The sequence below is a fragment of the Methylobacterium sp. AMS5 genome, assembly GCF_001542815.1.
In the GTDB taxonomy this organism is placed as follows: domain Bacteria; phylum Pseudomonadota; class Alphaproteobacteria; order Rhizobiales; family Beijerinckiaceae; genus Methylobacterium.
Genome location: NZ_CP006992.1, coordinates 1847545 through 1872811, shown reverse-complemented (window position 1 = coordinate 1872811; position 25267 = coordinate 1847545). Strand labels below are relative to the sequence as shown.

Annotated in this window: 26 protein-coding genes; 16 read left to right on the top strand and 10 right to left on the bottom strand. The window is 68.9% G+C overall.

Annotated features, from left to right (window positions below; translation table 11 throughout):
* Positions 1-94: 94 nt before the first annotated feature.
* The 4 genes from mch to Y590_RS08400 form a co-directional block, all read right to left on the bottom strand.
* Positions 95-1066: a methenyltetrahydromethanopterin cyclohydrolase gene (gene mch, locus Y590_RS08415; RefSeq protein ID WP_060769454.1), complete on the bottom strand. Its 972-nt coding sequence runs from the start codon at positions 1064-1066 to the stop codon at positions 95-97.
* Positions 996-2120: an ATP-grasp domain-containing protein gene (locus tag Y590_RS08410; RefSeq protein WP_060769453.1), complete on the bottom strand. Its 1125-nt coding sequence runs from the start codon at positions 2118-2120 to the stop codon at positions 996-998. The genes mch and Y590_RS08410 overlap by 71 nt, the downstream gene beginning before the upstream one ends.
* Before the next feature lie 110 nt (positions 2121-2230).
* Positions 2231-3124, bottom strand: coding sequence for an NAD(P)-dependent methylenetetrahydromethanopterin dehydrogenase (mtdB, locus tag Y590_RS08405; protein WP_060769452.1), 894 nt, complete (start codon positions 3122-3124; stop codon positions 2231-2233).
* Between the two features lie 110 nt (positions 3125-3234).
* Positions 3235-4233 carry a beta-ribofuranosylaminobenzene 5'-phosphate synthase family protein gene (locus tag Y590_RS08400; protein ID WP_193763175.1) on the bottom strand — a complete coding sequence of 333 codons (999 nt, stop codon included), beginning with the start codon at positions 4231-4233 and terminating at the stop codon, positions 3235-3237.
* A 427-nt stretch (positions 4234-4660) separates the two neighbouring features.
* On the opposite strand from Y590_RS08400, the gene fhcB reads away from it, so the two are divergent.
* From fhcB to folK, 16 genes are all read left to right on the top strand, one after another.
* Positions 4661-5749 carry a formyltransferase/hydrolase complex subunit B gene (gene fhcB / locus Y590_RS08395; protein ID WP_060769451.1) on the top strand — a complete coding sequence of 363 codons (1089 nt, stop codon included), beginning with the start codon at positions 4661-4663 and terminating at the stop codon, positions 5747-5749.
* Entirely contained in the window at positions 5743-7389 is a 1647-nt protein-coding gene (locus tag Y590_RS08390) for a formylmethanofuran dehydrogenase subunit A (RefSeq protein ID WP_060769450.1), read from the top strand. The genes fhcB and Y590_RS08390 overlap by 7 nt, the downstream gene beginning before the upstream one ends.
* A 25-nt stretch (positions 7390-7414) precedes the next feature.
* Positions 7415-8350, top strand: a complete 936-nt coding sequence (gene fhcD, locus Y590_RS08385) for a formylmethanofuran--tetrahydromethanopterin N-formyltransferase (protein WP_060769449.1) — start codon at positions 7415-7417, stop codon at positions 8348-8350.
* Positions 8347-9144 carry a formylmethanofuran dehydrogenase subunit C gene (locus Y590_RS08380; RefSeq protein WP_060769448.1) on the top strand — a complete coding sequence of 266 codons (798 nt, stop codon included), beginning with the start codon at positions 8347-8349 and terminating at the stop codon, positions 9142-9144. The genes fhcD and Y590_RS08380 overlap by 4 nt, the downstream gene beginning before the upstream one ends.
* 148 nt (positions 9145-9292) lie before the next feature.
* A complete protein-coding gene (locus tag Y590_RS08375; RefSeq protein ID WP_060769447.1) occupies positions 9293-9499 on the top strand; it encodes a hypothetical protein in 207 nt (68 codons plus the stop codon).
* A gap of 108 nt (positions 9500-9607) precedes the next feature.
* Entirely contained in the window at positions 9608-11242 is a 1635-nt protein-coding gene (locus Y590_RS08370; RefSeq protein ID WP_060769446.1) for a sensor histidine kinase, read from the top strand.
* Complete coding sequence (locus tag Y590_RS08365; RefSeq protein WP_003597598.1) at positions 11239-11946, top strand: response regulator transcription factor; 708 nt, start codon at positions 11239-11241, stop codon at positions 11944-11946. Before Y590_RS08370 ends, Y590_RS08365 begins: the two co-directional genes overlap by 4 nt.
* A gap of 222 nt (positions 11947-12168) precedes the next feature.
* Positions 12169-12258 (top strand): pyrroloquinoline quinone precursor peptide PqqA, encoded by a 90-nt coding sequence (gene pqqA / locus Y590_RS08360; RefSeq protein WP_012317526.1) that lies wholly within the window; start codon positions 12169-12171, stop codon positions 12256-12258.
* A 48-nt stretch (positions 12259-12306) separates the two neighbouring features.
* Positions 12307-13206, top strand: a complete 900-nt coding sequence (pqqB, locus tag Y590_RS08355; protein WP_060769445.1) for a pyrroloquinoline quinone biosynthesis protein PqqB — start codon at positions 12307-12309, stop codon at positions 13204-13206.
* Positions 13207-13373: 167 nt separating this feature from the next.
* The gene (gene pqqC / locus Y590_RS08350; RefSeq protein WP_060769444.1) at positions 13374-14474 is read left to right on the top strand and encodes a pyrroloquinoline-quinone synthase PqqC; all 1101 of its coding nucleotides are present in this window, start codon (positions 13374-13376) and stop codon (positions 14472-14474) included.
* Entirely contained in the window at positions 14471-15625 is a 1155-nt protein-coding gene (gene pqqE / locus Y590_RS08345; protein ID WP_060769443.1) for a pyrroloquinoline quinone biosynthesis protein PqqE, read from the top strand. The genes pqqC and pqqE overlap by 4 nt, the downstream gene beginning before the upstream one ends.
* Complete coding sequence (locus Y590_RS08340; RefSeq protein WP_060769442.1) at positions 15622-16356, top strand: hypothetical protein; 735 nt, start codon at positions 15622-15624, stop codon at positions 16354-16356. The genes pqqE and Y590_RS08340 overlap by 4 nt, the downstream gene beginning before the upstream one ends.
* Complete coding sequence (locus Y590_RS08335) at positions 16337-16702, top strand: hypothetical protein (RefSeq protein ID WP_060769441.1); 366 nt, start codon at positions 16337-16339, stop codon at positions 16700-16702. The genes Y590_RS08340 and Y590_RS08335 overlap by 20 nt, the downstream gene beginning before the upstream one ends.
* A gap of 100 nt (positions 16703-16802) precedes the next feature.
* Complete coding sequence (gene folP / locus Y590_RS08330) at positions 16803-17672, top strand: dihydropteroate synthase (protein WP_060769440.1); 870 nt, start codon at positions 16803-16805, stop codon at positions 17670-17672.
* Positions 17665-18057 (top strand): dihydroneopterin aldolase, encoded by a 393-nt coding sequence (gene folB, locus Y590_RS08325; RefSeq protein ID WP_060769439.1) that lies wholly within the window; start codon positions 17665-17667, stop codon positions 18055-18057. The genes folP and folB overlap by 8 nt, the downstream gene beginning before the upstream one ends.
* Positions 18054-18530 (top strand): 2-amino-4-hydroxy-6-hydroxymethyldihydropteridine diphosphokinase, encoded by a 477-nt coding sequence (gene folK / locus Y590_RS08320; protein ID WP_060769438.1) that lies wholly within the window; start codon positions 18054-18056, stop codon positions 18528-18530. Before folB ends, folK begins: the two co-directional genes overlap by 4 nt.
* 104 nt (positions 18531-18634) lie before the next feature.
* Here folK and xoxJ read toward each other — a convergent pair whose 3' ends face one another.
* From xoxJ to Y590_RS08290, 6 genes are all read right to left on the bottom strand, one after another.
* On the bottom strand, positions 18635-19489 hold the full coding sequence (xoxJ, locus tag Y590_RS08315) for a rare earth element methanol dehydrogenase accessory protein XoxJ (protein ID WP_060769437.1): 855 nt from the start codon (positions 19487-19489) through the stop codon (positions 18635-18637).
* Positions 19489-20040: a methanol metabolism c-type cytochrome XoxG gene (gene xoxG / locus Y590_RS08310; RefSeq protein ID WP_193763176.1), complete on the bottom strand. Its 552-nt coding sequence runs from the start codon at positions 20038-20040 to the stop codon at positions 19489-19491. The genes xoxJ and xoxG overlap by 1 nt, the downstream gene beginning before the upstream one ends.
* 192 nt (positions 20041-20232) lie before the next feature.
* On the bottom strand, positions 20233-22038 hold the full coding sequence (gene xoxF1, locus Y590_RS08305) for a lanthanide-dependent methanol dehydrogenase XoxF1 (RefSeq protein WP_060772211.1): 1806 nt from the start codon (positions 22036-22038) through the stop codon (positions 20233-20235).
* A gap of 704 nt (positions 22039-22742) precedes the next feature.
* Positions 22743-23516: an ABC transporter ATP-binding protein gene (locus tag Y590_RS08300; protein WP_060769435.1), complete on the bottom strand. Its 774-nt coding sequence runs from the start codon at positions 23514-23516 to the stop codon at positions 22743-22745.
* Positions 23497-24231, bottom strand: coding sequence for an ABC transporter permease (locus tag Y590_RS08295; RefSeq protein WP_060769434.1), 735 nt, complete (start codon positions 24229-24231; stop codon positions 23497-23499). The genes Y590_RS08300 and Y590_RS08295 overlap by 20 nt, the downstream gene beginning before the upstream one ends.
* A gap of 39 nt (positions 24232-24270) precedes the next feature.
* Positions 24271-25266 (bottom strand): ABC transporter substrate-binding protein, encoded by a 996-nt coding sequence (locus Y590_RS08290; protein WP_060769433.1) that lies wholly within the window; start codon positions 25264-25266, stop codon positions 24271-24273.
* Position 25267: the final 1 nt, after the last annotated feature.

Here is a 25267-nt window from a genome sequence, read left to right as displayed (position 1 = left end):
CAGCATGAGGAACGAGAAGCTTGCCAGAGCACTCCGGTCAAATCGGCTCTCGACGACCCTCTCCCGCGAGGGGGGAGGGTCTCACGCGGGCGCGTTACGCGAACGACGCGTCCACGAGCTGCGGCTCCAGCCGGCCGCCGCGGAACGACTTGCCGGTCTTGACCGAGGTGACGATGGCCTCGGCCGGCGAGAACAGCGCGCCGTCGATCTTGTAGAAGTCGCCGTTCACCCGCGAAAAGATCTCGGCGAAGGGCGCGCCGTGATCGGCCGAGGTGGTGGAGGGGATCTGCTCGGCGAGCTGCTTGGCATCCGCATCGTCGGCATCGACGAAGAGCTGCACCCGGCCGCCATAGATGATGGCGTCGTTGGTGCGGCCCATCGCCTGGATGAAGTCCGGGTGCGGCGGCGAGAGCGGAGCCGAACCGATGCCGTCGAGGATCTTGTGCAGGTCGAAACCGACGGTGTGGGCCTTGTGCAGCGCCACTTCCAGCACGCGGGCGACGACCTGGGTCGAACCGGCCAGACTCTGGGTCGGGGCGTAGATGAAGGTCACGTTCTCCGGGGCGATGCCGGTCTCGCGGGCAACCTTGTTCACCACGGAGGCCGGCGGGGCGCTACCGGATTCGAGGACGAGCGCGGTCGTCGTCGCATTGTCGCGATAGCCGAGCTCCTTGTAGAGTTCCTCCACCACGGCCACCGCACGGCCGGGCCCCGAGCCGAGGGCGAAGAAGCCGGAATCGCCCTCCTCGTCGGCGAGGCTCCAGCCGGCATATTGCGAGCCGAGGCAGGCCAGCACCGGATCGGCGGAGTGGACGACGACGGTGTAGGGCCAGGAGGCGACCGGGCCGACCGGCGCGATCGTCACGGTGCCGAGGCCGCCGAGGCAGATCTCGGCGATGCGCCGTCCGGCCTCGATCGAGCCGCGGGCGTTGGCGCCGGCATCGACGGTGCGCGCGCCGTTCTCCTGGGCGACGATGAGCCGGAGCTTGGCCGCGTCAGCGACGAGGCTCTCGACCAGCGGCCCGGCCAGGGCGTTGAGGCTCGGCGCGCTCGTGTTGGAACTCATGACTGTTCTCCGTCTCCTCCAGCAGCACGCGGACCGTCTCGGCCCTCGCCCGCAATTCTTGCTTGACCGCCGCGGCGTCCGGCCGGGAGGCCGTCACCGTGCAGAACGGTGCGTCGCGCGCCACATGGCTGCCGGCCCGCGGCCGGTCCCGCACGTGATCCGGCCAATCGAGCGGCGGCACCGCCGCGCAGGTCCGGGCCGCGTAACAGATCTCGGCGCCCGTCGCATCCGCCGGGGCGGCCTCGATTGACGGCATCTGGCCGAGCGCCGCCTCGATATGCTGAATCAGGAGCGGCGTCGGGCGCCTGTCGAGCACGTCGAGGGTGGCGCCGGGGCGCGGATTGATCTCCAGCAGCCACCATGTGTCGCCATCGACGAGGCAATCGGCGCTGGCGAGGCCGGAGAGGCCGGTGGCGCGAGCGAGCCGAAGCGCCGCCTCGGCGATCTCCGCGGTGACCATGGCCGGGACCGGCTCCGCCTCGCCGCGGCCGCGGGCGAGCGCGCCGGCATAGCGGAACGCCCGCAGTGGCGAGGGCGCCTGCCACTGCTCGGTCAGCGCCAGGGGTTCGATGCGGCGGCCATCGGACAAAAAGTTCAGGGCAAAGGCACGGCCGGGCATCCGGGCCTGGAGGTAGTGACCCGGCGGGGCGGTGCCGGCCGCACTCGCGCGGATATGCGAACCGCCGCAGCCCCCCGTCTGCTTGAGGAGCCAAGCGCCGCGCTCCGTGACCGGGCCAGCGGTGATCGGCGGATGCGGAATCGCGAGGCGTTCGCACAGGTCGGCGAAACGGAACGGATCCTTGAGGGTGGCGACCGTCTCGGGGCTGGCACCGAGCAGGCGATGGCGGGCGGCGATCTCGGCGATGAGATCCGGCGCGCCCTCGAATCCACTGCCGAGCACCACGCCGAGGACGCCGCCGGCTTCCTCCGACAACGCATCGAGCCCTGCCAGCACGCCGGCCCGGTCGCGGGCACCTGCACCGAAGCGGCCGGGCAGCGGGCGGTGGCTCTCGGCCAGCGCCAGCGTGTCCTCGTCGCCGAACAGATCGAGCACGAACGGGCGAAAGCCCGCCCGCCGTGCGGCCTGCGCCAGCGCCCGACCGGACTGGGCAGCGATCAGGATCGCGTCGCCCTCCCGATGCGGAGGTGGGTTCAGGTTCGGGCTCAGCCGGCGATCTCGACGGCGAGCTTGTAGGCGTCGCGGAAATCGAGACAAAGCGGCTCCTGCGCCTCCAGCATCTTGCGGAACATGCGGCACTGGGTCTGGTACTTGACGTTGCCGACCGCGAGCGCGCCGATGCCGACGCCCTTGCCGGTGGGCAGGGGCACGTCGACGGCGTTCACGTCGATGCCGGCGATGCCGGCGGGCGGTACGGCGTTGACGTCGGAGGCCACCAAGAGCTTCGGCGCGGATTCGAGATCCTCCGCCGTCAGGATCGAGACGCCGGCGGGGCCGGCCGAGAGGATCACGTCGGCGTCCGTAATCGCGGCGCGGCGCGCCTCGGGCAGGGTGCCGTCCACGGCGCCGACCTCGATGCCGAAGCGCCACTTCATGGTGAAGGCGATCTTCGAGACGCGCTCCTCGCCGTCATGGCCGACGAGCACGCTGTGCGCCCCCTCCAGCGCGCCGATCACCGCCGCGACGTAGGCGACCACGCCCGCGCCGCCGAAGATGACGATGCGCTTGCCCTTCAGGTCGGTGCCGAACCGCGCTTTCAGCGCGCGGGCGACCTCGGCGACCATCGCCGCACCGGTGGTGAAGGAGCCGGCCGGGTCGGCGAAGACGTGGTTGACGAAGGGAGGCACAAAGGCCTTCTTCGCCCGGTCCACCATGTCGAGCGCCAGCTCGGCGTTCTTGCCGCCGATGAAGATGCCGGTGCGCACGCCGTCCTGCGGCGCGCGGGAGAAGATCGAGTCCTGCGTCAGCGAGACGACATCGGTGAGATCGACACCCGTATAGGGGATCAGCGTCTCGAAGCCGGCATCGATCGCCATGTTCACGTCGAACGGGCTCATGTGCTTGAGCGGCGTCAGCATGTGCAGGATCGAGCGGGCCATGGTGTTCGTCCTCTCGTGACCGCGCCATTGCCGGGCGCTTCAGCTGCAAAACCGGAACGATTGGCGCCGGTCAAGCGCAGGTTTCTTTGAACCGGGAAAAAGAAAAAGCTCTAAACTTCCGCAACCGAGGCGCCGACATTGCGTCCGCGGGCGATGACGAAGCGCAGGCGGCCGGGCCGCGCCAGCCCCGCCACCAGCGCCTCCGCCTCCCTCTGCGAGGGCACGAGCGCGAAGCCGGTCGGCCCCCAGGAACTCTGGCCGTAGCCGGGCACGCCGGCCTGCGCGATCGCCGCGAGAGCGTCGGCCACGGCAGGGCTGGCGAAGCGCCCGCCCTGGTGCGGGGCGAAATGGTCGCCGATCCGCTTCTGGATCGCGGTGATGCCGGCGCCGAACCCGTTCGGCTCGGCCGTCGCGGCGGCGGGCAGCACCTGCATCAGCACGATCCGGCAGATCTCGGCGGCCTGCCCCGCATCGAAGGGCGGCAGGTCGCGGAACGCCTCGGTCTCGCGGGAGCCATGCACACCGGTCATGGCCTCATCGAGGATCAGCACGACCCGCCAATCCTCCGGATAGGGCAGCCGGGCGATGACGGGCGGCGGCGCACCGGAGCCGTCGCGCCCGCCGTCCACGATCAGCCCGCCCTCGGTGAAGGCGGCGAGCCCGACACCGGAACGGTTGCCGCGGTCGAGCACGTCGGCGAAGTCCGCCGGCGCGAAGGGACGTCTATTGAGGCGCGCCAGCGCGGCGGCGACGGCCAGCGCGAGCTGCGTGCCCGAGCCGAAGCCGGCATGGGCGGGAATCGATTCCTCGACCTCCACCGCCACGGCCTCCGGCACATCGAGATAGGCGGCGGCGGCCAGCAGGTTGGCGCGCACCCGCTCGGCCTCCGGGCCGCTGGCGGAGGCGCGCTTGGCGGGGCGGGCGACGAGTTGGACGGCCGGCGCGTCGAGGGCGAGCCCGATGCTGCCGAAGCGGCGCCCGAGGCCGCCATTGAGATCGAGGAAGCCGAAATGCAGGCGCGCGGGCGCGCGGACCCGCACGCCGACCCCGGCCGGCCGGGATGTCGTCGCGCTCACGATCTCAGCCGTCTGGTCCGGGACCTCGGCCACGGTCTCATTCCCTTCCGCCGACGTTGCCGGCCCAGCCGGCGCGGACGCGCCCAACGGTGGGGGCGGCTTCTCACATGCTGCGGCGCCCGCGACAACCTCACTCGCGACAACCGCATCGGCATCCTCGCAAATGCCGATGCGGTTGTCGCCGCGCCGAATCCTTTTCGCGCGAAACCCCGGTGATCGGAGAGAGTGGCTCGACGAACGAAATCCTGATGCAAACTTCGGCGGGGGCTTGCGGCCTCCGGCACAGGAATGCAAAACCACCCGGCTCCCTTCGCGGAGCCGGTCCGAGCCACTGCCCCCGAACCCGCATTCCGGATTTCGAGGCATCGAGGCTCCACCAGGGGCGCCCGCGCCCTTCGGACGTGACCGTCTTTCGCCCCGCCTCGACGCGGGGATGCCCGAAGAAGCACGGTGAGGAAGCATGGCAGCCTGGGTGAAGGGAGGCGCAGCGGATGGTGACGCTGCGGTCGAGGCCGCGGCCGACCTGCTCGCCGCCTCACGCGTGCCGGTGCTGGCAGGCCTGAGCGCAGAAGTCTCGGCGCTGCGCGCCGCCTACCGGCTGGCCGAGACCCTCGGCGCCTCGCTCGATCCCGTTTCCGGCCCCAGCGTCTACGCCGAACTCGGTGCGCTCAGCGCGGGTGGTGCGATGAGCACGACACGGGCCGAAACGATCGGCCGGGCGGACGTGGTTCTGATCGTCGGCAACCGTCCCTGGGACGGCGATCTGATCGCCGAGATCGCCGCCGCGGCCCCGAGCCGCGGACGCGCGGCGGGTACCGAGCGTGCCCTGCTCTCGCTGGGCGGCCCTCAGAACGGCGCGATCCGGCACGTCGCTTATGCGGCGGATGCCGGTGGCCTCGCCATTTCGCTCGGGCACCTGCGCGCCTTCGCCAAGGGACATCTCGCCGGTGAGGCCGCCTTTGCCGACCTCGCCAAGCGCCTGTTCGCGGCCCGGTACGGCGTCGTCGTCTACGACCCGGAGGAGGTCGGCGAACTCGGCGCGGAAATGCTCCAGGGGCTGATCCGCGACCTCAACGAATCCACCCGCTTCTTCGCCCTGACGCTGGCCGACCCGTTCCAGGGCCGGGCCGCCGTACAGCTCTCCGCCTGGACCACGGGACAGGCGCCCCGCGTCGGTTTCGGCCGGCATCAGCCCGAGCACGATCCCTGGCGCTTCGACAGCGCCCGCCAGATCGCCGAGGGCGAGGCCGACGCCGCCCTGTGGCTCGCCTCGCTTCCCGCCCCGCGCCCCGCCTGGCTCGGCAGCCTGCCGACGATCGCCATCGTCGGCGAGGGCTCTCAGGAGGCCGCGGGCGAGACGGCGGAGGTCGTCATCACCGTGGGCGTGCCCGGCCAGAGCGTCGGCGGCGCTCTCTGGAACGACCGGCGCGGCGTCATCGCCTATGCCGAGGCCAGCGATCCATCGAAGACGCCGGCTGAAACGGAGACTGCGGCCGGCGTGCTCACCCGCATCCGCGACCGCCTCATCGAGAAGGGTGTCTCATGCTGACCCGTATCCACGGTGGACGGGTGGTCGATCCCACAGCCGGGCGCGATGCCGTCGGCGACGTCTGGATCGAGGATGGCCGCGTCGTCGCCCCGAGCGAGCGCGCCCCCGATCAAACCATCGACGCCACGGGCTGCGTGGTGATGGCCGGCGGCGTCGAGGTGCACTCGCACATCGCCGGCGGCAACGTGGTGATGAGCCGCCTGCTGCTGCCCGACCTCTACGTCAGCGAATCCGCGCCCAACGGCCATCCCTTCGCCCATGCCGGCGGCTCGGGAAGCTGGATCGGCGCCAACTACGCGCGGATGGGCTACACCACGGCGGTCGAGCCGGCGCTGCCGCCCTCGAACGCGCTCGCGACCCATCTCGAACTCGCCGACATCCCGCTGCTCGACCGCGGCGGCCTCGCGGTGCTCGGCAACGACGATCACCTGCTCCAGCTCCTGCGCGACGGCGAGGGCAAGCAGGCTGTGCGCGACCTCGTGCAGCAGACGCTGGCCCATTCGCGGGGCCTGGGCGTCAAGTGCATCAACGCGGGCGGCGCCTCGGCCTTCAAGGACGGCGTGTTGAAGCTCAGCCTCGACGACGAGATCCCCTGCTACGGGCTCTCGACGCGCACGATCATGTCGGCGCTGCTCGACGCGGTGGAAGAGATCGGCGTGCCGCACCCGCTGCACGTCCACTGCAACAATCTCGGCCTGCCCGGCGCCGACGACTCGCTCGTCGCGACTTTGGAGGCGGCCGAAGGCCGGCGCATCCACTTCGCCCACGCCCAGTTCTACGCCTACGGCGTGGTCGATCCCGAGAATCCGATGACCGGCGGCTTCCGCTCGGCGGCCGAGCGGATCAACGCGGCGATGGAGGCGCACCCCAACGCGACCTACGACGTGGGTCAGGTGGTGTTCGGCCAGACGGTGACGATCTCGCTCGACATCCTGCGCCAGTTCGGCGGCCGCAAGGGCGCCAAGCCGAAGAAGTGGGTGATCTCGGCCGGTGATGCCGAGGGCGGCGGCGTGGTGCCGTTCCTCTATCGGCCGCGCGGCCCCGTCTCGTCGCTGCAATGGGCGATCGGCCTGGAATTGATGCTGCTCTCCTCGAACCCCGAGCGCACCATCCTGACGACCGACCACCCCAATGGCGGCGTCTTCACCGAATACCCGCGCATCATCCACCTGCTGATGGATGCCGAAGAGCGCGCCAAGGAAATCGCGACGCTGCCGGCGATCGTCGGCGAACGCTCCGGCCTGCCGAAGATCGAGCGCGAGTACAGCTTCAGCGAAATCGCCCAGCTCACCCGCTCGGGTCCGGCCAAGCTGCTCGGCCTGACCGATCGCGGCCACCTGCGCGAGGGCGCCAAGGCCGACGTCGCGATCTACCGCGACGAGCGGGATCGCACGGCGATGTTCTCGCGCGCGAAACTCGTGCTGAAGGACGGCCGCCCGATCGTCGAGGATGGCGAGGTCGTCGCTTGGTTCGCGGGCAAGACGCTCAGCCTCGACGTCGAGGCCGATGCCGGCATGGAAAAGCGCGCCGAGAGCTACCTGCAGGACCGCTTCGGCGCCGGGCTCGACACCTTCGCGGTGCCGGACGCCGCCTTCCCGGAGAATACCGGGACGTTCGAAGACGTGGCGTGCCGGGCGTGATGTCGAGGGTGATGGAATCGAATCGATGAGCGACTTCACCCTCAACGGCATCAAGGTCGAGGATACCTTCGCCGAGGCCTTCGACGTCGCGGGCACCGCGATCATCGTCACCAACGACACGCCGAAATGGGCGATGATCGCGGCGACGGTGATGACGGGCTTCGCCACCTCGGTGATCGGCTGCGGCGCCGAGGCCGGCATCGATGCCGAACTCTCCCCCGACGAGACGCCGGACGGACGCCCGGGCGTGCGCATCCTGCTGTTCGGCTTCGAGCCGAACGGGCTGAAGGACCAGCTCCTCAAGCGCGTCGGCCAGTGCATCCTCACCTGCCCCGGCACAGCCTGCTTTGCCGGCGTCGAGGGGCCGACCAAGATCAAGCTCGGCGGCGCGATCCGCTATTTCGGCGACGGCTTCGCGCTCGCCAAGCGCCTGCCCGACCATGAGGGCAAGATGCGCCGCTACTGGCGCATCCCCGTCATGGACGGCGAGTTCCTGTGCGAGGATTCGGTGCGCGCGGTCAACGGCGCGGTCGGCGGCGGCAACCTGCTGTTCCTCGGCCGCAAGCATGCCGACACGCTCATCGTCGCCGAGATCGCGGTCGAGGCGGCGAAAGCCATCCCCGGCGCGATCCTGCCCTTCCCCGGTGGCATCGTCCGCTCCGGCTCGAAGGTCGGCGGGCGCACCAAGGGCATGATGGCCTCGACCAACGACGCCTACTGCCCGACGCTGAAGGGCCGGGCCGGCTCGGCGCTGCCGCCCGAATGCGGCGTGGTGCTGGAAATCGTCATCGATGCCCTGACCTCGGCGGCGGTCGCCGAATCGATGCGCGCGGCGCTGCACGCCGCCACCGAGATCGGCGCACAGCACGGCCTCGTCGCCGTCACCGCCGGCAATTACGGCGGCAATCTCGGCCGGCACCACTACCACCTCCGCGACCTGTTGGAGAAACCCGCTGCATGAGCACGCTGAGACTGCGCGGTGATCTGCCGGAGCGGGTCGACCTTCTCAACATCACCCCCCTCGCCCTGAGCGGATTGTCCGAAGCCGAGGCGGGCAAGCTCGCCATCGGCACGAGCCGCCGCGGCCTGACCCTCGGCGACGTGTTCGAGATCAGCCTCGACGGCTCCGACAGCCTCGTGATCGAGGGCGGCTCGTCCCGGCTCGACCGGGTGGGTGCGGCGCTCTCGCAAGGCTCGATCCGGGTCGAGGGCGATGTCGGCCAGCGCCTCGGCGAAGGCATGGCGGCCGGCTCGCTCACGGTGACGGGCTCCGCCGGCCCCTATGCCGGCACGGGTGCGACCGGCGGCACGATCACGATTCAAGGCGATGCCGGCGACCACGCGGGCGGCGCCGTCTACGCCGCCAAGGCCGGGCTCGACGGCGCGACGCTCGTCATCAAGGGCGCGGCCGGCGACCATCTCGGCGACCGCATGCGCCGGGGCATGATCCTGGCGGGTTCGGCCGGTGCTTACGCCGGCTCGCGCATGATCGCGGGCACGATCCTCGTCTCCGGCGCGCTGGGCGACCATCCGGGTTACGGCATGCGCCGCGGCACACTGGTCGCGGGCAGCCACGGCACCCTGCTGCCGACCTTCGTCGAGACCGGCACCCCCGACCTCGTCTTCATCCGGCTGCTGGCCCAGAGCCTCAAGCATCTCGGCGCGGCGCAGGCCAGTCTCCTCGGCGGCACGCTGCGGCGCTACTCCGGCGATCTCGCGACGCTCGGCAAGGGCGAACTGTTCGTGCCGGCCTGATCCGGCACGATTTTTCCGAAAGCCGCCGGCAAGTCGCAGAAAAATGACTTGCCGGCCTGCCGGATTCTCCCACCTTGCCTCGGATCAGAGGCGCGGGACACCGATCCGGTCGAGCCGACCGCGCCCCCTCCGAGCCGAGGCCGCGCGCATGTTCCTGCTCCTGTCCGTCTGCCTGATCGCCCAGCCGGCGAAGTGCCACGACGAGCGGATCAACCTGAACTACGACAATCCGAACCCCTTCCTGTGTCTGCGCAACTCGCAGAGCACGCTCGCGGCGTGGCAGGAGGAGCATCCGGACTATCACGTGAAGAGCTGGCGCTGCGCCCCCAAGGCCAGCCTGCCGAACGACCTGTAGGAGCGACCTGCGAGCGGGCCGGGAAAAGCCGGCAATGCGAGCCGGCTTGAGACCCCGCCCCGGCGGTGACATGGTCCGCCCGCCGCCACCGCGGCGGAGAGGGAGACCATGCGTTCGCTGAGAGTTCGGTTCGCCCTCCTGCTCGGCGGCACGGCGCTGATCGCCCTGCTGGCGGCGACCGGCGTTTTGTGGTCGATCCGGCTGACCGAGAACGTCATCGAACGCACGCTGGCCGCCCAGCACCGGCTGGAGCTTCTGGCGGAACTGTCGGGACGGCTGGCGCAGTACGGCTTTGCCGCCATCGACAGCGTCGGCAATCCGGACGCGCCGCCCGAGGCCCTGTCGGTGACCCGCGACCGGGTCGATCAGGCGCTCAACCATGTCGATGACGCCATCGGCAACGGCATGGCGACCAGCGCCAACCTGGAGGACCGGATCCAGTACGTCGCCCGCACCCGGCCGCTCGCCAATGTGCGCGCGGCCCGCGCGATGCTCGACCGTCAGGTCACCCTGGTGCGGCGCGAAACCGATCCCGACCGTCGCAAGACGGCGATGCAGGGCGCGCTCAACGCCTTCGGCGCCATGACGGGACCGCCACTCTCCCTGCTGATCGAGGCGGAGCGGCGCAGCATGACCGCCGGCTCCGAGGCGGCCCGAACCCTTTCACGGCGGCTCACCGCCGCCGCGCTGGCCGCAACGGTGCTGGCGCTCGCCTTCGTCGGGGTGCTCTACCGTTCGGTCACACGGCCGACGCTGGCGCGCATCGAGGAGATCCGCCGGGCGGCCGGGGCCGTCGGCAGCGGCGCGCTCGAGACCCGGCTCTCGGTCGAGACCCGCGACGAACTCGGGCTTCTGGTCGCGAACTTCAACCGCATGGCGGCGCGCCTCGCCCGCCGCGAGGGCCGGCTCGCCGCCGACCGGGCCGCCCTGGAGGACACGGTGGAGGCCCGCACCGCCGACCTGCGCGCGGCCAACGAGCGGCTGGAGATGGTGGACCGCTCCCGGCGCCGCTTCTTCGCCGATGTCAGCCACGAGTTGCGCACCCCGCTCACCGTCATCCTGGGTGAGTGCGACCTCGCCCAGCGCTCGGCGGAGCGCGCCGCCGGCCGAACCGTGGAGTACGGACCGGTCTTCACCACCATCCGCAAACGGGCCCAGCGCCTCAAGCGACGGGTCGAGGATCTGCTTCGTGTGGCCCGCTCGGAATCCGGCCAGATCGAGCTCGACCGGCGCGCCGTGAGCGCCGTCGAGGTGCTGACCGACGCCGTCGACAGCGCCGGCTCGGAGGCCGCCCGCCGCCGGGTCGAGCTGGTGCTGGAACCGGGCGACCACGACATCGAGATCGCCGCCGATCCGGAATGGCTCCGCCAGGTTGTCGAGAGCCTGATCGACAACGCGCTGCGCCACGCCACCGGCCTGACCCGCATCACCGTCTCGCTGAGCGAGCACGACACGCCGCAGGGCAGCCGGGCGCTGATCACCATCGACGATGACGGCCCCGGCTTCCCCGCGGGCGGGGACGGGCTGTTCGAACGCTTCCGCCGCGAGGCCCGATCGGGAGAAGCGGGATTCGGCATAGGTTTAGCTCTGGCGCGATGGGTCGTTGAGCGCCATGATGGCGCGATCAGCCTCGGCGGAGCCGAACACGGCGGCGCCCGGGTGGTGATCGACCTGCCCTCGCTCGACGATGGCGTCGCGCCGGAATCCTACGGGGCAGGACACGAGAGGATCGGCGCCGCATGACGACGCGCGTATTGATCGTTGAAGATGATATCGACATCCGCGGCATCCTGGCGCGCGGCCTGGAGGCGGAAGGGTTTTCCGTCGGCGTGGCCGGCCGGGTCGAGGACGCGTTGAGTGCCGCCCGCGACGAGGCGCCGGAGGCGGTGGTGCTCGACATCACCCTGCCCGACGGCTCCGGCCACGACGTCTGCCGCAGCTTGCGCGAGGGCGGCTATCCCGGCGCGATCCTTTTCTTGAGCGCCCGCGACGAGGTGCGCGACCGGGCCGAGGGACTGGCGCTCGGCGCCGACGACTACATCGTCAAGCCGTTCGTGTTCGACGAACTGCTGGCCCGGCTCCAAGTCCACCTGCTGCGCCGCCGCGAGGCGGACACCCCGCGCACCGTCTTCACCGCAGGCCGGCTGACCCTCGACGTCAACATCCGTCAGGTCAGCTTCGGCGAGGCCTCGGCCCGGCTCACCCCGCGGGAGGCGGAGCTGCTCGCCCTGCTGATGCAGGAGGTGAACCGGCCGATCTCGCGCGGCGAGATCTTCGACCGGCTGTGGGCGAGCCAGGGGGGCCTCTCCCTCAACGTGGTCGATGTCTATGTCGGCTACCTGCGCTCGAAGCTCTCGGATTTCGTGCGGCTGGGCGGTCCGGTGATCGTCACGGTGCGCGGCAAGGGCTTCATGCTCGATCTGCGCGGCCAGGATTTTCGCCACTGACCCCCGCGGCATTTCGCTCCGGCCACTGGCGTTAAACGAAAGTCTACCCCGCCTCCTCACGCGAACTTTGGGAAGAAACGGCAAGCTGGCTCTTGCAGGCGGGGCCGGAATTGGCGATATACCTCCAGCGTGCGAAAACGAGTGCGTCGCCAGTATCTTACGATCCTCTTAATCAATGGGATCGAAGGGTGCCGGCGTTCCATAAAGTCGAGGAGAAACACCATGAAGTGGGCTGCCCCCATCGTTTCCGAGATCTGCGTCGGCATGGAAGTCACGAGCTACGAGTCGGCCGAGATCGACACCTTCAACTAAGGTGTTTCGAGCCGGGCCGCAGGGCGCAGACATCAGCGGGTTCTCACCATGCATGTCGTGATCCTCGGTTCGGCCGCGGGCGGCGGCGTTCCTCAATGGAATTGCCGCTGCTCCATCTGTTCTATGGCCTGGGCGGGTGATCCTCGCGTCAAGCCACGCACGCAGTCGAGCATCGCGGTCTCCCCTGACGGGGAACGCTGGCTCCTGCTGAACGCCTCCCCCGACATCCGCCAGCAGATCCAGGCCAATCCGCAGATGCACCCGCGGCAGGGCCTGCGCCACTCGCCGATCCACGCGGTGCTGCTGACCAATGGCGATGTCGATCACGTCGCGGGCCTTCTGACCCTGCGTGAGGGCCAGCCCTTCACGCTCTACGCCACGCCCGGCATCCTGGCCTCCGTCTCCGACAACCGCGTCTTCGACGTGATGGCCGCCGAGGTGGTGAAGCGGCAGACGATCGCCCTCAACGAGACCTTCGAGCCGGTGCCCGGCCTCTCGGTGACGCTGTTCTCCGTCCCCGGCAAGGTGCCGCTCTGGCTGGAGGACGCCTCGATGGAGATCGGGGCGGAGACCGAAACCACCGTCGGCACGATGATCGAGGCCGGAGGCAAGCGCCTCGCCTATATCCCCGGCTGCGCCCGGGTGACGGAGGATCTGAAAGCCCGCGTCGCGGGGGCCGACGCGCTCCTGTTCGACGGCACGGTGCTGGAGGACGACGACATGATCCGCGCGGGTGTCGGCACCAAGACCGGCTGGCGCATGGGGCATATTCAGATCAACGGCGAGACCGGCTCGATCGCCTCCTTCGCCGATGTCGAGATCGGCCGCCGGGTTTTGATTCACATCAACAACACGAATCCGGTCCTGATCGAGGACTCGCCGGAGCGCGCCAGCGTCGAGGCGCGTGGCTGGACCGTCGCCCATGACGGGCTGACCCTCGATCTCTGATCGGACGGGACGCTGCCGGTCCGGGTCGGCCTGGAAATTTAGTGCCGGACTGATTATGTTTTGCACGATCCAATCGCGCGGCAGAGGCCCTGCTCCGATCGGTACCGGGCCCCATTTAAAAATAACGCCAGGAAATGCGACTCGAAGCTCGGGGGAAACCGAACGCCATGACCGCCCAATTCCCGCCGCCCGTCCCGGACACTGAGCAACGCCTGCTGAGCCACGAGGAGCTCGAAGCGGCGCTCCGCGACATCGGTGCGCGGCGCTACCACAACCTCCACCCGTTCCACCGGCTGCTGCACGACGGCAAGCTCTCAAAGGATCAGGTCCGGGCCTGGGCGCTCAACCGCTACTATTATCAGGCGATGATACCGGTGAAGGACGCGGCGCTGCTGGCCCGTCTGCCGGATGCACAGCTTCGCCGGATCTGGCGCCAGCGCATCGTCGACCACGACGGCGACCATGAGGGCGACGGCGGCATCGAGCGCTGGCTCAAGCTCGCGGAAGGCGTCGGCTTCACCCGCGACTACGTGCTCTCGACCCGGGGCATCCTGTCGGCGACCCGCTTCTCGGTCGATGCCTATGTCCACTTCGTCTCCGAGCGCAGCCTGCTCGAGGCCATCGCCTCCTCCCTGACCGAGATGTTCTCGCCGACGATCATCTCCGAGCGCGTCGCCGGGATGCTGAAGAACTACGACTTCATCACCAAGGACACGCTGGCCTATTTCGACAAGCGCCTGACCCAGGCCCCGCGCGACGCCGACTTCGCCCTCGATTACGTCAAGCGGCACGCCACCACGCCCGAGATGCAGCGGGCGGCGATGGACGCGCTGACCTTCAAGTGCAACGTGCTCTGGACGCAGCTCGACGCGCTCTACTTCGCCTACGTCGCCCCCGGTATGATCCCGCCGGACGCGTGGCAGCCGGGCGAGGGCCTTGTCGCCGAGAACAACTCCGCCGAGGCCAGCCCCACCGCGGCGACGGCTGAACCCGCGGCCTTCTCGGGCAGCGACGTTCCGCGCCTGCCCCGCGGCGTGCGCCTGCGCTTCGACGAGGTCCGCAACAAGCACGTGCTGCTCGCCCCCGAGCGCACCTTCGACCTCGACGACAACGCCGTCGCGGTCCTCAAGCTCGTCGATGGCCGGAACACGGTTTCGCAGATCGCCCAGATTCTGGGCCAGACCTACGACGCCGACCCGGCCATCATCGAAGCCGACATCCTCCCGATGCTGGCTGGCCTCGCGCAAAAAAGGGTTCTGGAGCGATGAATGCACCGACCCCCGCCCCCTCCCCCGCGGAAGTCATTCCGGCGCCCGTGGGTCTGCTCGCCGAGCTGACGCACCGCTGCCCGCTGCGCTGCCCGTACTGCTCGAACCCGCTGGAGCTCGACCGGCGCTCGGCCGAGCTGGATACGCAGACGTGGCTGCGGGTGCTGACGGAGGCGGCGGGTCTCGGTGTGCTGCACGTCCACCTGTCGGGCGGTGAACCGACCGCCCGCCCCGACATCGTCGAGATCACGGCCAAATGCGCCGAACTCGGCCTGTACTCGAACCTGATCACCTCCGGCGTCGGCGGTGCGCTGGGCAAGCTCGACGCGCTCTACGACGTCGGCCTCGACCACGTGCAGCTCTCCGTACAGGGGGTGGACGCGGCCAACGCGGAAAAAATCGGCGGCCTCAAGAACGCGCAGCCGCAGAAGATGCAGTTCGCCGCCCGCGTCACCGAACTCGGCCTGCCGCTGACGTTGAACTCGGTGATCCACCGCGGCAACATCCACGAGGTGCCGGGCTTCATCGACCTCGCGGTCAAGCTCGGCGCCAAGCGGCTGGAGGTGGCCCACACCCAGTATTACGGCTGGGCCTACGTGAACCGCGCCGCGCTGATGCCGGATAAGAGCCAAGTCGACGAATCGATCCGCATCGTCGAGGCCGCGCGCGAGCGCCTGAAGGGCCAGCTCGTCATCGACCTCGTGGTGCCGGACTACTATGCCAAGTACCCGAAGGCCTGCGCCGGCGGCTGGGGCCGCAAGCTGATGAACGTGACGCCGCAGGGCAAGGTGCTGCCCTGCCACGCCGCCGAGACCATCCCCGGCCTCGAATTCTGGTACGTCACCGACCACTCGCTCGGCGAGATCTGGACCCAATCCCCGGCCTTTGCCGCCTATCGCGGCACGTCCTGGATGAAGGAGCCCTGCCGCTCCTGCGACCGGCGCGAGAAGGATTGGGGCGGGTGCCGCTGCCAGGCGCTGGCGCTCACGGGCGACGCGGCCAACACCGATCCGGCCTGCTCCCTTTCGCCGCTGCACGCGAAAATGCGGGATCTTGCCAAGGAAGAGGCTGCCGAGACCCCGCCCGATTATATATACCGCAGCATCGGGACGAATGTGCAAAACCCGTTGAGCGAAAAGGCACCCCTTTGAGACGATCCTTTCTGGCGGTCGCCCTCTCGGCCGCCCTCGTGACGACGCCTTCCGCCCGGGCGGCTTCCGATACCACTCCGGCGGCGCCCCAGGATACGGCGGCCAAGGATCCGGCAACCAAGGGCACCGCACCGGACGCCAGCGACCTGCTGTTCGAGCAGCCGCAAATGAAGAACACGGCGCCCGGCAGCACCCTGACCTACGATTACGCGCGCCGCAGCGGCATCGAGCGCGGCCCCTACGGGCCGCCGCTCAGCGACACGATCAAGCTCACGGTCGATCCCGGCAAGAGTGCCGAGAGCCGCGACATCCGCGTGCAGATGTTCTCCGGCGGCAACCGCCTCCCGGCCGGCCCCTTCACCGACATGCCCGGCAACCCCGTGCTGAGCCTGTTCCTCGAGAACCACCTGAAGGGTCTCGCCAGTCTGCTGGAGGCCAACCCGCGCTACATCAAGAACGCGATCCGAAAAGGTCTGCGCGACAAGGCGACGGTGACGCCGGCGCCGGTGTCCTACAAGGGCCGGACCGTCGAGGGCTGGCGCGTCGAGATGAAGCCGTTCGCGGGCGATCCTCAGTCGGAGCGGATGCGCGGCTTCGAAACCATCACCTATACCTTCGTCGTCGCGCCTGACGTGCCGGGAGAGATCGTTTCGATCCAGGCCCGCGCCCTGAAGCCGGATGGCGGCGAACTCCTCGAAGAGAGGCTCGATTATGACCAGAAGGATTCCTGAGGCGCTCGCCGCCGCGATGCTCGCTGCTGCGATGCTCGCCGCGCCCGCTCTTGCCGACGACAACGACTATCCGACGGATGTGCGGGCCGATTACGTGTTCGGCTGCATGGCCGCCAACGGGCAGACCCGCGAGGCGCTGGAGAAATGCTCCTGCTCCCTCGACGCGCTGGCGTCGATCCTGCCCTATGACCGCTACGTTCAGGCCTCGACCATCCTGTCGATGCGCCAGGGCATCGGCCAGCGCACCGCCGCGTTCAAGTCGACCAAGATGTTCGACGACAAGGTGGCCGAGCTGCGCCGCGCCCAGGCCGAGGCGGAGATCCGCTGTTATCGCGGCGCCTCCTGAGACGCGTCGGGCCGGGGATGGGGTCGAGGCCGATTGGATCTGGCGCAACCCCGCCGGAGGGGCTAGGCCGGCAAACCCGGCCCCTCACCCTCGAGACGCGATGCCGCCCGACGACTCTCCTCCGCCGACGCGCCTGAAGACCCTGCTGCCCGGCCTCGGCCGGCGCACGCTGGCGATGGGCATCCTCAACGTCACGCCGGACTCGTTCTCGGACGGAGGCCGCTTCGAAGGCGTCGAGGCGGCCCGCGCGCAGGCGGCGGCATTGACCGAGGCCGGCGCCGACATCATCGACATCGGCGGGGAATCGACCCGGCCCGGCCACACGCCCGTCCCGGCCGCCGAGGAGCAGGCCCGTGTCCTGCCCGTGATCGAGGCCGTGGCACCGGGCCTGTCCGTCCCGATCTCGATCGACACCTACAAGGCGTCGACGGCGGAGGCCGCGCTGAAGGCGGGTGCCACCCTCGTCAACGACGTTTGGGGTCTGCAGCGCGAGCCGGACATCGCCCGCGTCGCGGCCGACCATGGCGCACCGGTCATCGTCATGCACAACCGCGAGACGATCGACGGCTCTCTCGACATCGTCGCCGACATGCTGCGCTTCTTCGAGCGCTCCCTCGACATCGCCCGCCGCGCCGGCATTCGCGACGGCGACATCGTGCTCGATCCCGGCATCGGCTTCGGAAAGAGCTGGGAACAGCATCTCGAAGCCCTGCGCCGCCTGCCCGAAATCCGGGCGCTGGGCTTTCCCCTCCTCGTCGGCGTCTCGCGCAAGAGCCTGCTCGGGCGCCTGCACGACCGCGAGACGGCCCCGCGCGACCGACTCATCGGCTCGCTCGCCGCGCACGTGCTCGCCGGTTCGCTCGGAGCCGACATCGTGCGCGTTCACGACGTGGCGCCGCATGTCGAGGCGCTGCGGGTGCTCGACGCGGTGATGCGCCCGGAGGGCGCGCGTGGGACGATCCATGGCTGACCGCATCCTCGTCCACCGCCTCGCGGTCTTCGCCCGTCACGGCGTGCTGCCGGAGGAAGAGCGGCTGGGCCAGCGCTTCTACATCTCGCTGGAATGCCGTCTCGACCTCGGGCCGGCCGGCCGCAGCGACGACGTGGCCGCCACCGTGAGCTATGCGGATCTCGCCGAGATCGCCCTCGACATCGCCACCCATCGGCGCTTCGCCCTGATCGAGGCCTTGGCCGAGGCGATTGCCGAGACCTGCCTCGCGCGGTTTCCCCGGATCGAGACGATCGCGGTGCGGATCGACAAGCCGAGCGCGCCGATCCCCGCCGTGCTCGACTACGCGGCCATCGAGATCGTGCGGGGCCGTGCCGACAGAGCCGCGACGACGGAGACGCCATGACGCGCGCCTATCTCGGGCTGGGCAGCAATATCGGTGACAAGGCCGCGATGCTGGCCCGGGCCGTCGAGCACCTCGCCGCGACGCCCGGCATCCGGATCGTGGCGCGCTCCGCCGATTACCGCACGCCGCCCTGGGGCGATACGGATCAGGACTGGTTCCTCAACGCGGCAATCGCCATCGACACCGAACGGACACCGCACGGGTTGCTGGAGGTCTGCCTGTCGATCGAGGCGGCGCTCGGGCGCGTCCGCGAGCGACGCTGGGGGCCGCGCGTCATCGACATCGACGTGCTGGCCTATGAGGGGGCGCAGGTGTCCGACGAACGCCTCGTTCTGCCGCACCGCTTCGTGCGCGAGCGCGCCTTCGTGCTGGTGCCGCTCGCCGAGATCGCCCCCGACCTCGTCATCGGTGGCGAGACGGTCACGGAGGCCCTGGCCAAGCTCGATCCGACGGGGATCGAACGGGCCAAATGAGAAAAGGCCCGAACCGGGGTTCGGGCCTTTCAGAGCGCATTCCGAAAAAGCCGTGGCCGGTTTGTCGAAAGAAGGCGCGCTCTCCCGCGTCTTCTGATCCGGCATCACTCGTCCGCGGCATCGAGAGGCTTGTTGTCCTCCTCCGCCAGCAGCGGCACCTCGTATTCCCGCAACACCGCCTCAATGTCGGCCTTGCGCTTGCGCAGCACGGCGTTGAGGCTGCGCTTCCAGTCGTTCTCGTTGTGGCGGACGCCCATGGAGACACGGAAGGTCAGCGGCGGCCGTCCCGGCTCGTGGAGCAGCGGCACGACATCCATCGGCACGCCGCTCTGCTTGGCCAGCCAGCCCGCAGCCGGCCCCCAGAGGATCGCCACGTCGATCTTCTTCTCGGCGAGATCCGCGATCACTTCCGCCGCGACCGTCTGATGCTTGCGCTCGGCCCCGAAGGCGTAGGGCGCGTAGGCATGGATCCGCTCGCCGACGAGTTTCAGCTCGCTCAGGCGGTTGGAGGGCGGCGTCCCGGCGATGATGCCGATCTGCTTGTCCTTCAGCCGCGGGTCGTCGAGGCGCTTGAGGTCCGACAACGCGCCCTTGCGCGCGACCAGAACGTAGGCCGAGCGGTAATACGGGTTGGTCGCCTGGACGATGTCGCCGCCCGACGTGCCGATGATCAGGTCGCACAGACCGGTGCCGAGGGTATTGCGGACGAATCCGGGCCCCTGGGTCAGCCAGTAATAGCGCAGCTTGACCTTCAGCTCGTCAGCGACGATCTGCGCGATCTTATTCTCGAAACCGCCACCCTTGCGCTCGGAGAACGGCATATTGCCGGGATCGCTGCAGACACGCAGGACATCCTGCGTGACCAGATCGGGCAGGTGCTGCGCATGACCGGGCCGCGCCCCTGCCGAGAGCAGGAGCGCGGCGACCGCGACCGAAACGGGTGCGCTTGAGCGGGTCATCAGCCGCCCAGGCACTCCTTCTCGACGGTCTTGGCGCTTTCAGGCTTGTCTTCCTTCTCGCCCGGACGGGCCCGGCCCCAGGCACCGGCGGCGCGGGCGCGCAGGTACACGTAGAGGTCGTTGGCGTAGCACATCACGTTCTTGTTGTCGCCGAAGGCGGGCATCACCTGGTTGGCGGTGTTGCTGACCTCCTGCTTGCCGCCGGCGAGGATGCCGTAGAACTCCTCGTAGGAGAGGCGCTTCAGCGAGTCCTTGAGAGCGGGCGCGTAGGTCGAGCCCATGCCGTCCGGGCCGTGGCAGACGTGGCACTCGGCGTGATAGCGGCGATAGCCGGAATAGGTGAACCAATCGACCTTCTTGCCGTCGTTGGTGATGCGGAAGGTCGGGTGACCGTCCTTATCGAAGTACTTGCCGTCCTCTTCCTTCGCCGCGGCGGCGGCCTTGAGCACCGGCTCGTCGATCTCTTTGGCGTTCGGATCGAGCTTGTTGGCGAGTTCGGGCTTGGCATCCTGGGCGAAGGCAACGGTGGCGGCGGGAACCGCTCCGAGCAAGGCTGCACCGACGAGACCAAGAAGAGCGGTTCTTTTCATCGAAGACAACGACGTTTCTCCCGAGACCATCATGTTGCACCGCAACGTAGTCGTGCGGCTACCAAGCAGGCCCTACAGCATAATCATAAAATCATAAAGATGCCGGCGCGATTTCCCGCGCCGGCATCCTTCAGGCTCTATGTCGCAAGCGACTTAGTTGTTCGGCAGCGAGAAGACCGTGAGCTGGCCACCGAGGTTGGTGTAGCTCGACAGGGCCGCATAGCCACCCACCGCGCCGAGACCGGCGTTCGGGTCGGTCAGGCCGGCCGCGAGGCCGATGCCGGCCCAGCCGCCGACGCCCGAGAGCACGGCGACGTGCTGCTTACCCTTGTGCTCGTAGGTCATCACGTTGCCGATGATGCCCGACGGGGTCTTGAACTTGTACAGTTCCTTACCCGTCTTCGAGTCGACGGCCTTCAGGAAGCCTTCGAGCGTGCCGTAGAACACCACGTCACCGGCAGTGGCGAGCGCGCCGCCCCAAGCCGAGAACTGCTCGGGGTTGGACCACTTGATCTTACCCTGGAGGTTGTCCCAGGCGATGAAGTTGCCCATGCCGCCATGCGAGCCCGGAGCCGGGTACATGGAGAGGGTCGCGCCGACGTAGGGCTGGCCCGGGGTGTAGGTCACCCGGAACGGCTCGTAGTCCATGCAGACGTGGTTGGTGGGCACGTAGAACAGGCCGGTCTTGGGCGAGAAGGCCGCCGGCTGCTGGTCCTTGGTGCCGAGAGCCGCCGGGCAGATGCCCTTCGAGTTCACGTCTTCACCGTTCTGCTCGGTCGAGTACTTCGACACGACCAGCGGGCGGCCGTAGGTCTTGGAACCCTTGTCCAGGTCGACCTTGGTGGCCCAGTTCACGACCGGATCGAACTTCTCAGCGACGAGCACCTCACCGGTGGCGCGGTCGAGCGTGTAGCCGAAGCCGTTACGATCGAAGTGCGTCAGCAGCGGACGGTCCTTGCCGTCGAACTTCTGATCCGTGAGGATCATCTCGTTGATGCCGTCGAAGTCCCACTCGTCGTGGGGGGTCATCTGGTAGACCCACTTGGCCATGCCGGTGTCGGGGTTACGCGCCCAAATGGTCATCGACCACTTGTTGTCGCCCGGACGCTGCTTGGGGTTCCAAGTGGAGGGGTTGCCCGAGCCGTAGTACATCAGGTCGAGCTTGGGATCGTAGGAGAACCAGCCCCAGGTGCAGCCGCCGCCGGTCTTCCACTGATCGCCTTCCCAGGTCTTCAGCGAGGAGTCCTTGCCGATCGGCTTGCCGAGCGAGGTGGTCTTCTCGGGGTCGACGAGGAGCTGATCGTCCGGGCCGATCGAGTAGCCGCGCCACACCTTCTTGCCGGACTTCAGGTCGTAGGCGGTGACGTGGCACTGCACGCCGAACTCGCCGCCGGAGATGCCGACGATGACCTTGTCCTTCACCGGGAGAACGGTGGCGGTGTTGGTCTCACCCTTGGACGGGTCGCCGTTCTTGACCGACCAGTTCACCTTGCCGGACTTGGCGTCGAGCGAGACGAGGGTGGTGTCGGCCTGGTGCAGGAGGATCGCGCCGTCGGCATAGGCCAGACCACGGTTGACCGTGTCACAGCACATGACCGGGATCACGGACGGATCCTGCTTGGGCTCGTACTTCCACACGATCTTGGCGCCCTGGTCGAGGTCCAGCGCGTAGACGATGTTCGGGAAGGGGGTGTGGACGTACATGATGTTGCCGACGACGAGCGGAGAGCCCTCGTGGCCGCGCAGCACGCCGGTCGAGAAGGTCCAGGCGACCTGGAGGTTCTTGACGTTGCTGGCGTTGATCTGGTCGAGCTTGGAATAGCGGGTATTGGCGTAATCGACCGTCTGGAGCACCTGCTCCGCCGGGTTGGCGACGCCCTTCATGACGCTTTCATTGGCAAGGGCCGGGCTTGCAGCCGCGAGACCCGCACCGAGTGCGAGGAGATGTACCGCTCTCATGGATTCCTCCGACAAGTCTTATCCGCCGCTGGATAGCAGCCCGCTACCCACCGTTGATTGACCTGCTGTTTGCGACAGGGATGATATTCGCTCCGGCAGCTCGCGCCTGCCGCACAGGAATTAGGATTATTCCATACTTCCCGGCGACTTACCCGGCTGGGCCCGCATCCCTCAGCGGCTCCCCGAAACCGAAGCTTGAACGAACTCTAAGAAAATTTCGGGCGCCGTCAACTCGCTTTCGCGCGTCGAATGTCGCAGTCACGCCGGCCTTTATCAGGAAAGTTGCCCGCTAAATTCAGCTTATTGCATTGCACAATTTGATGGGCGGCGCACACTTCTCAAGTTTGTTTTGACGACCTCCGCCCCTCTACCATGGATACGAATGCGCCAACCGCATGGGATGACCAAATTTTCCCATCGTCCATGCGTCCATAGCACTTTAATTCCTGCCTTCGGCGCCGGGCATGCGCGTTCGCGATGCCGCACTGCAAACAGTCCGGCCCGTCGCACGACGCGTCAACGGGGCCGAGGGCTGCCCGATCCTCCTCGTGCGGGGCGGGAAATTTTTGCAATGAACCGCTCCGTTTATCCTTAAGGAACGGCCGCCATCCCCAATGGGACACCGCAGAGGGGCTGCGATAGCCTCCGATGAGCCTTCGACGCGCCTGCGGCTTGAGCAGCGCGCGATTCTCTCGGGCGTGATTCTACTGAGCGACGATGCCGGGAAAGCGGGTGGCGAGACCCCGGCGGGTCGCGTCGGCCCAAGGCCGGTCCCGCTCGCCGCGCGGCCGGTCGAGGGGCAGGCTCGCCAGCAGCCGGGCGGGGCGGGGCGAGACCAACAGCAGACGGTCGGCGATCTCGATGGCCTCGGCGACGTTGTGCGTCACCATCAACGCGCTCGTACCGGAGCCGGCCACCGCTTCGACCACCAGCGCCCGCAGGGATGCGGCGGCCGCGTCGTCCAGGGAGACGAAGGGCTCGTCGAGAACGAGGATGCGCGGCTCCAGCGCCAGCGCCCGTGCCAGCGCCACCCGGCGCTGCATCCCGAGCGACAGCGCGCCGGGATAGTGTGCGCGCCATGCTGCGAGCCCGAGCGACGCGAACAGGCCGTCGAGGTCGCGCGCCCGGCGCTCGCGCGGCAGGCCGAGCCGCACGTTCTGCTCGATGGTGCGCCAGGGCAGCAGGCGCGGATCCTGAAACACCATCGCGATACCGGCCTGGGAGGGCTCGGGCGTCACGCTGCCCTCGAAGTCGCGGTCGAGGCCGAGGAGGATGCGCAGTGTCGTGGTCTTGCCCGCGCCCGAAGGACCGATCAGACAGGTGATCTCGCCGGCATGGAGTTCGAAGGCGAGGCCACGCACCGCTTCGACGGCCTCGGTGCGCGCCTTGCGGCCACGCTTGCGGTAGACCTTGCGGTCCACGCGCACCGTCAGCAGCGGCGCGGTCTCGGCGCCGGGTTCAGCGCCAGCGGCGGACATGGGCGTCGAGGGGCTGGAGGAGGAGGGAGTCGAGGGCGAGCATCACGCTCATGAAGACGAGGCTGTAGCCGATCACCGCGGTGACGTCGAAGAGCGTGAAGTAGTAGTTGATGGCAAAGCCGACCCCGTTGGGACGGCCCAATAGTTCCACCACCAGCACGATCTTCCAGGCGAGCGAGATGCCGGAGCGCGCCGCCGCTACCATGAAGGGCTGGAGCTGCGGCAGCAGCACATGGGCGATCCAGGTCCGCCGGTCGAAGCGATAGGTCGTCGCCATCTCCTCCAGCCCCGGATCGAGGCCGCGGGCGCCCTCGCGCATGATCACCGCGACATTGGGCAGCTTGTTGAGCGCCACCGCGACGATGGCCGCGGTCTCGGTCAGCCCGAGCCAGACATAGGCCAGCACCGTGATGACGAGGGCCGGCGTGTTGAGGACGACGAGAAGCGGCGTATCGAGCAGCCGGTCGGCAAGGCGCGAGCGGCCGAGGGCGATGCCGAGCAGCACGCCGAGGCTCATGGCGATCACGAAGGAGACCGCGACCCGGGCGAGCGTGACGCCGACATTGAAGAACAGGCTGCCGCTCTGCGCCTCGCGCAGGATGAACGCGAACACCGCGCTCGGCGCCGGCAGGGTCCGCGTATCGGCATAGGCGGAGATGCCCTGCCAGAGGACGAGAAGGACGGCGAGGGAGAGGAGGCGCGCGAGCAGGGCCATGCGGAAGGTCAGCGGACCGGAACCGTCATCGTGCCGTCGTCAGCCATTGCCCGAGGCGTCGAGATAGAGGTCCGGCGGCAGGCTCTTGCCCACGCCGAGGAGCTGCGCACCCGCGAGCCGGTCCAGCGCCGCATAGATGCGCTCGCCATCGGCGCGCTCGGCGGCGATGGTCCGGCGCGGGATGCCGGCGAGGAAATCGCGCTTGAGCGTGGCGAAGGTGGCGTCGTCCTCCGCCGCCATCAGCGGGCGGACCGTCTCCCACAGGGCCGGCTCGTTCGCGAGCGCGTCCTTGGCGGCGGCCGAGGCGCGGGCGAAGCCTCGCACCACCTCGCCGCGGTCGGCCACGGTGTGGCCCTCGTAGAGATAGCCGATCAGCGAGACGGCGCCTTTGGCGCCAAAAGCCCGCATGACGTCGTCCGCCGAGATCAGCCGCCTGAAGCCCTTGGCTTCGAGGCGGGCGCAGAACTGCCAGTAGAGCAGAGCCGCGTCGAGCTCGCCGGTCTCCAGCTTCTGCGCCAGCAGCGGCGGCGCGCCGTAGGCGATCTGCGCGACGTTCTCGAGGTCGAGCCCCGCCGTCTCGCGGCCCTGTGCCCTCAGCAGGATCCAGTTCTTGTCGAGCGCACCGCCCGCCACGCCGAGCCGCTTGCCCGAAAGCCCCTTCAGATCCGTGATCGGACTTCCCGCGGGCACCATCAGTGCCCCTTCCGTGGTCGAGTAGGGCGAGAAACGCACCCCCCGCCCCTCGTTGCCGAGGCGGGCGGCGAAGATCAGGTCGCCGACGATGGCATCGACCTGACCGCCGAGAAAGGCGATGCGGGCGGCGTCGTTGCCGGCAAGCTTGACGATATCGAGGGTGAAGCCGTTGGCCGCATCAAAGCCGCGCGCCTTGATGACGGCAGCCTCCCAGGCGGCGGTGCCGAAAGGCAGCACGCCGAGCCGGAACGTCTCGCCCGCCGCCTGCGCGCGGCGCCCCGTCGGCAGCGTCACGGCCAGCGACAGAGCCGCCGTCGCGAGCATTCCGCGCCGTGACAGCATG

Excerpts from the sequence above, each read along its gene's own strand:
- mch (WP_060769454.1), bottom strand. The coding sequence starts at position 1,066 with ATGAGTTCCAACACGAGCGCGCCGAGCCTCAACGCCCTGGCCGGGCCG.
- mtdB (WP_060769452.1), bottom strand. The coding sequence starts at position 3,124 with ATGGCCCGCTCGATCCTGCACATGCTGACGCCGCTCAAGCACATGAGC.
- fhcB (WP_060769451.1), top strand. The coding sequence starts at position 4,661 with ATGGCAGCCTGGGTGAAGGGAGGCGCAGCGGATGGTGACGCTGCGGTC.
- Y590_RS08390 (WP_060769450.1), top strand. The coding sequence starts at position 5,743 with ATGCTGACCCGTATCCACGGTGGACGGGTGGTCGATCCCACAGCCGGG.
- fhcD (WP_060769449.1), top strand. The coding sequence starts at position 7,415 with ATGAGCGACTTCACCCTCAACGGCATCAAGGTCGAGGATACCTTCGCC.
- Y590_RS08380 (WP_060769448.1), top strand. The coding sequence starts at position 8,347 with ATGAGCACGCTGAGACTGCGCGGTGATCTGCCGGAGCGGGTCGACCTT.
- Y590_RS08375 (WP_060769447.1), top strand. The coding sequence starts at position 9,293 with ATGTTCCTGCTCCTGTCCGTCTGCCTGATCGCCCAGCCGGCGAAGTGC.
- Y590_RS08370 (WP_060769446.1), top strand. The coding sequence starts at position 9,608 with ATGCGTTCGCTGAGAGTTCGGTTCGCCCTCCTGCTCGGCGGCACGGCG.
- Y590_RS08365 (WP_003597598.1), top strand. The coding sequence starts at position 11,239 with ATGACGACGCGCGTATTGATCGTTGAAGATGATATCGACATCCGCGGC.
- pqqA (WP_012317526.1), top strand. The coding sequence starts at position 12,169 with ATGAAGTGGGCTGCCCCCATCGTTTCCGAGATCTGCGTCGGCATGGAA.
- pqqB (WP_060769445.1), top strand. The coding sequence starts at position 12,307 with ATGCATGTCGTGATCCTCGGTTCGGCCGCGGGCGGCGGCGTTCCTCAA.
- pqqC (WP_060769444.1), top strand. The coding sequence starts at position 13,374 with ATGACCGCCCAATTCCCGCCGCCCGTCCCGGACACTGAGCAACGCCTG.
- pqqE (WP_060769443.1), top strand. The coding sequence starts at position 14,471 with ATGAATGCACCGACCCCCGCCCCCTCCCCCGCGGAAGTCATTCCGGCG.
- Y590_RS08335 (WP_060769441.1), top strand. The coding sequence starts at position 16,337 with ATGACCAGAAGGATTCCTGAGGCGCTCGCCGCCGCGATGCTCGCTGCT.
- folP (WP_060769440.1), top strand. The coding sequence starts at position 16,803 with ATGCCGCCCGACGACTCTCCTCCGCCGACGCGCCTGAAGACCCTGCTG.
- folB (WP_060769439.1), top strand. The coding sequence starts at position 17,665 with ATGGCTGACCGCATCCTCGTCCACCGCCTCGCGGTCTTCGCCCGTCAC.
- folK (WP_060769438.1), top strand. The coding sequence starts at position 18,054 with ATGACGCGCGCCTATCTCGGGCTGGGCAGCAATATCGGTGACAAGGCC.
- xoxJ (WP_060769437.1), bottom strand. The coding sequence starts at position 19,489 with ATGACCCGCTCAAGCGCACCCGTTTCGGTCGCGGTCGCCGCGCTCCTG.
- xoxF1 (WP_060772211.1), bottom strand. The coding sequence starts at position 22,038 with ATGAGAGCGGTACATCTCCTCGCACTCGGTGCGGGTCTCGCGGCTGCA.
- Y590_RS08300 (WP_060769435.1), bottom strand. The coding sequence starts at position 23,516 with ATGTCCGCCGCTGGCGCTGAACCCGGCGCCGAGACCGCGCCGCTGCTG.
- Y590_RS08295 (WP_060769434.1), bottom strand. The coding sequence starts at position 24,231 with ATGGCCCTGCTCGCGCGCCTCCTCTCCCTCGCCGTCCTTCTCGTCCTC.
- Y590_RS08290 (WP_060769433.1), bottom strand. The coding sequence starts at position 25,266 with ATGCTGTCACGGCGCGGAATGCTCGCGACGGCGGCTCTGTCGCTGGCC.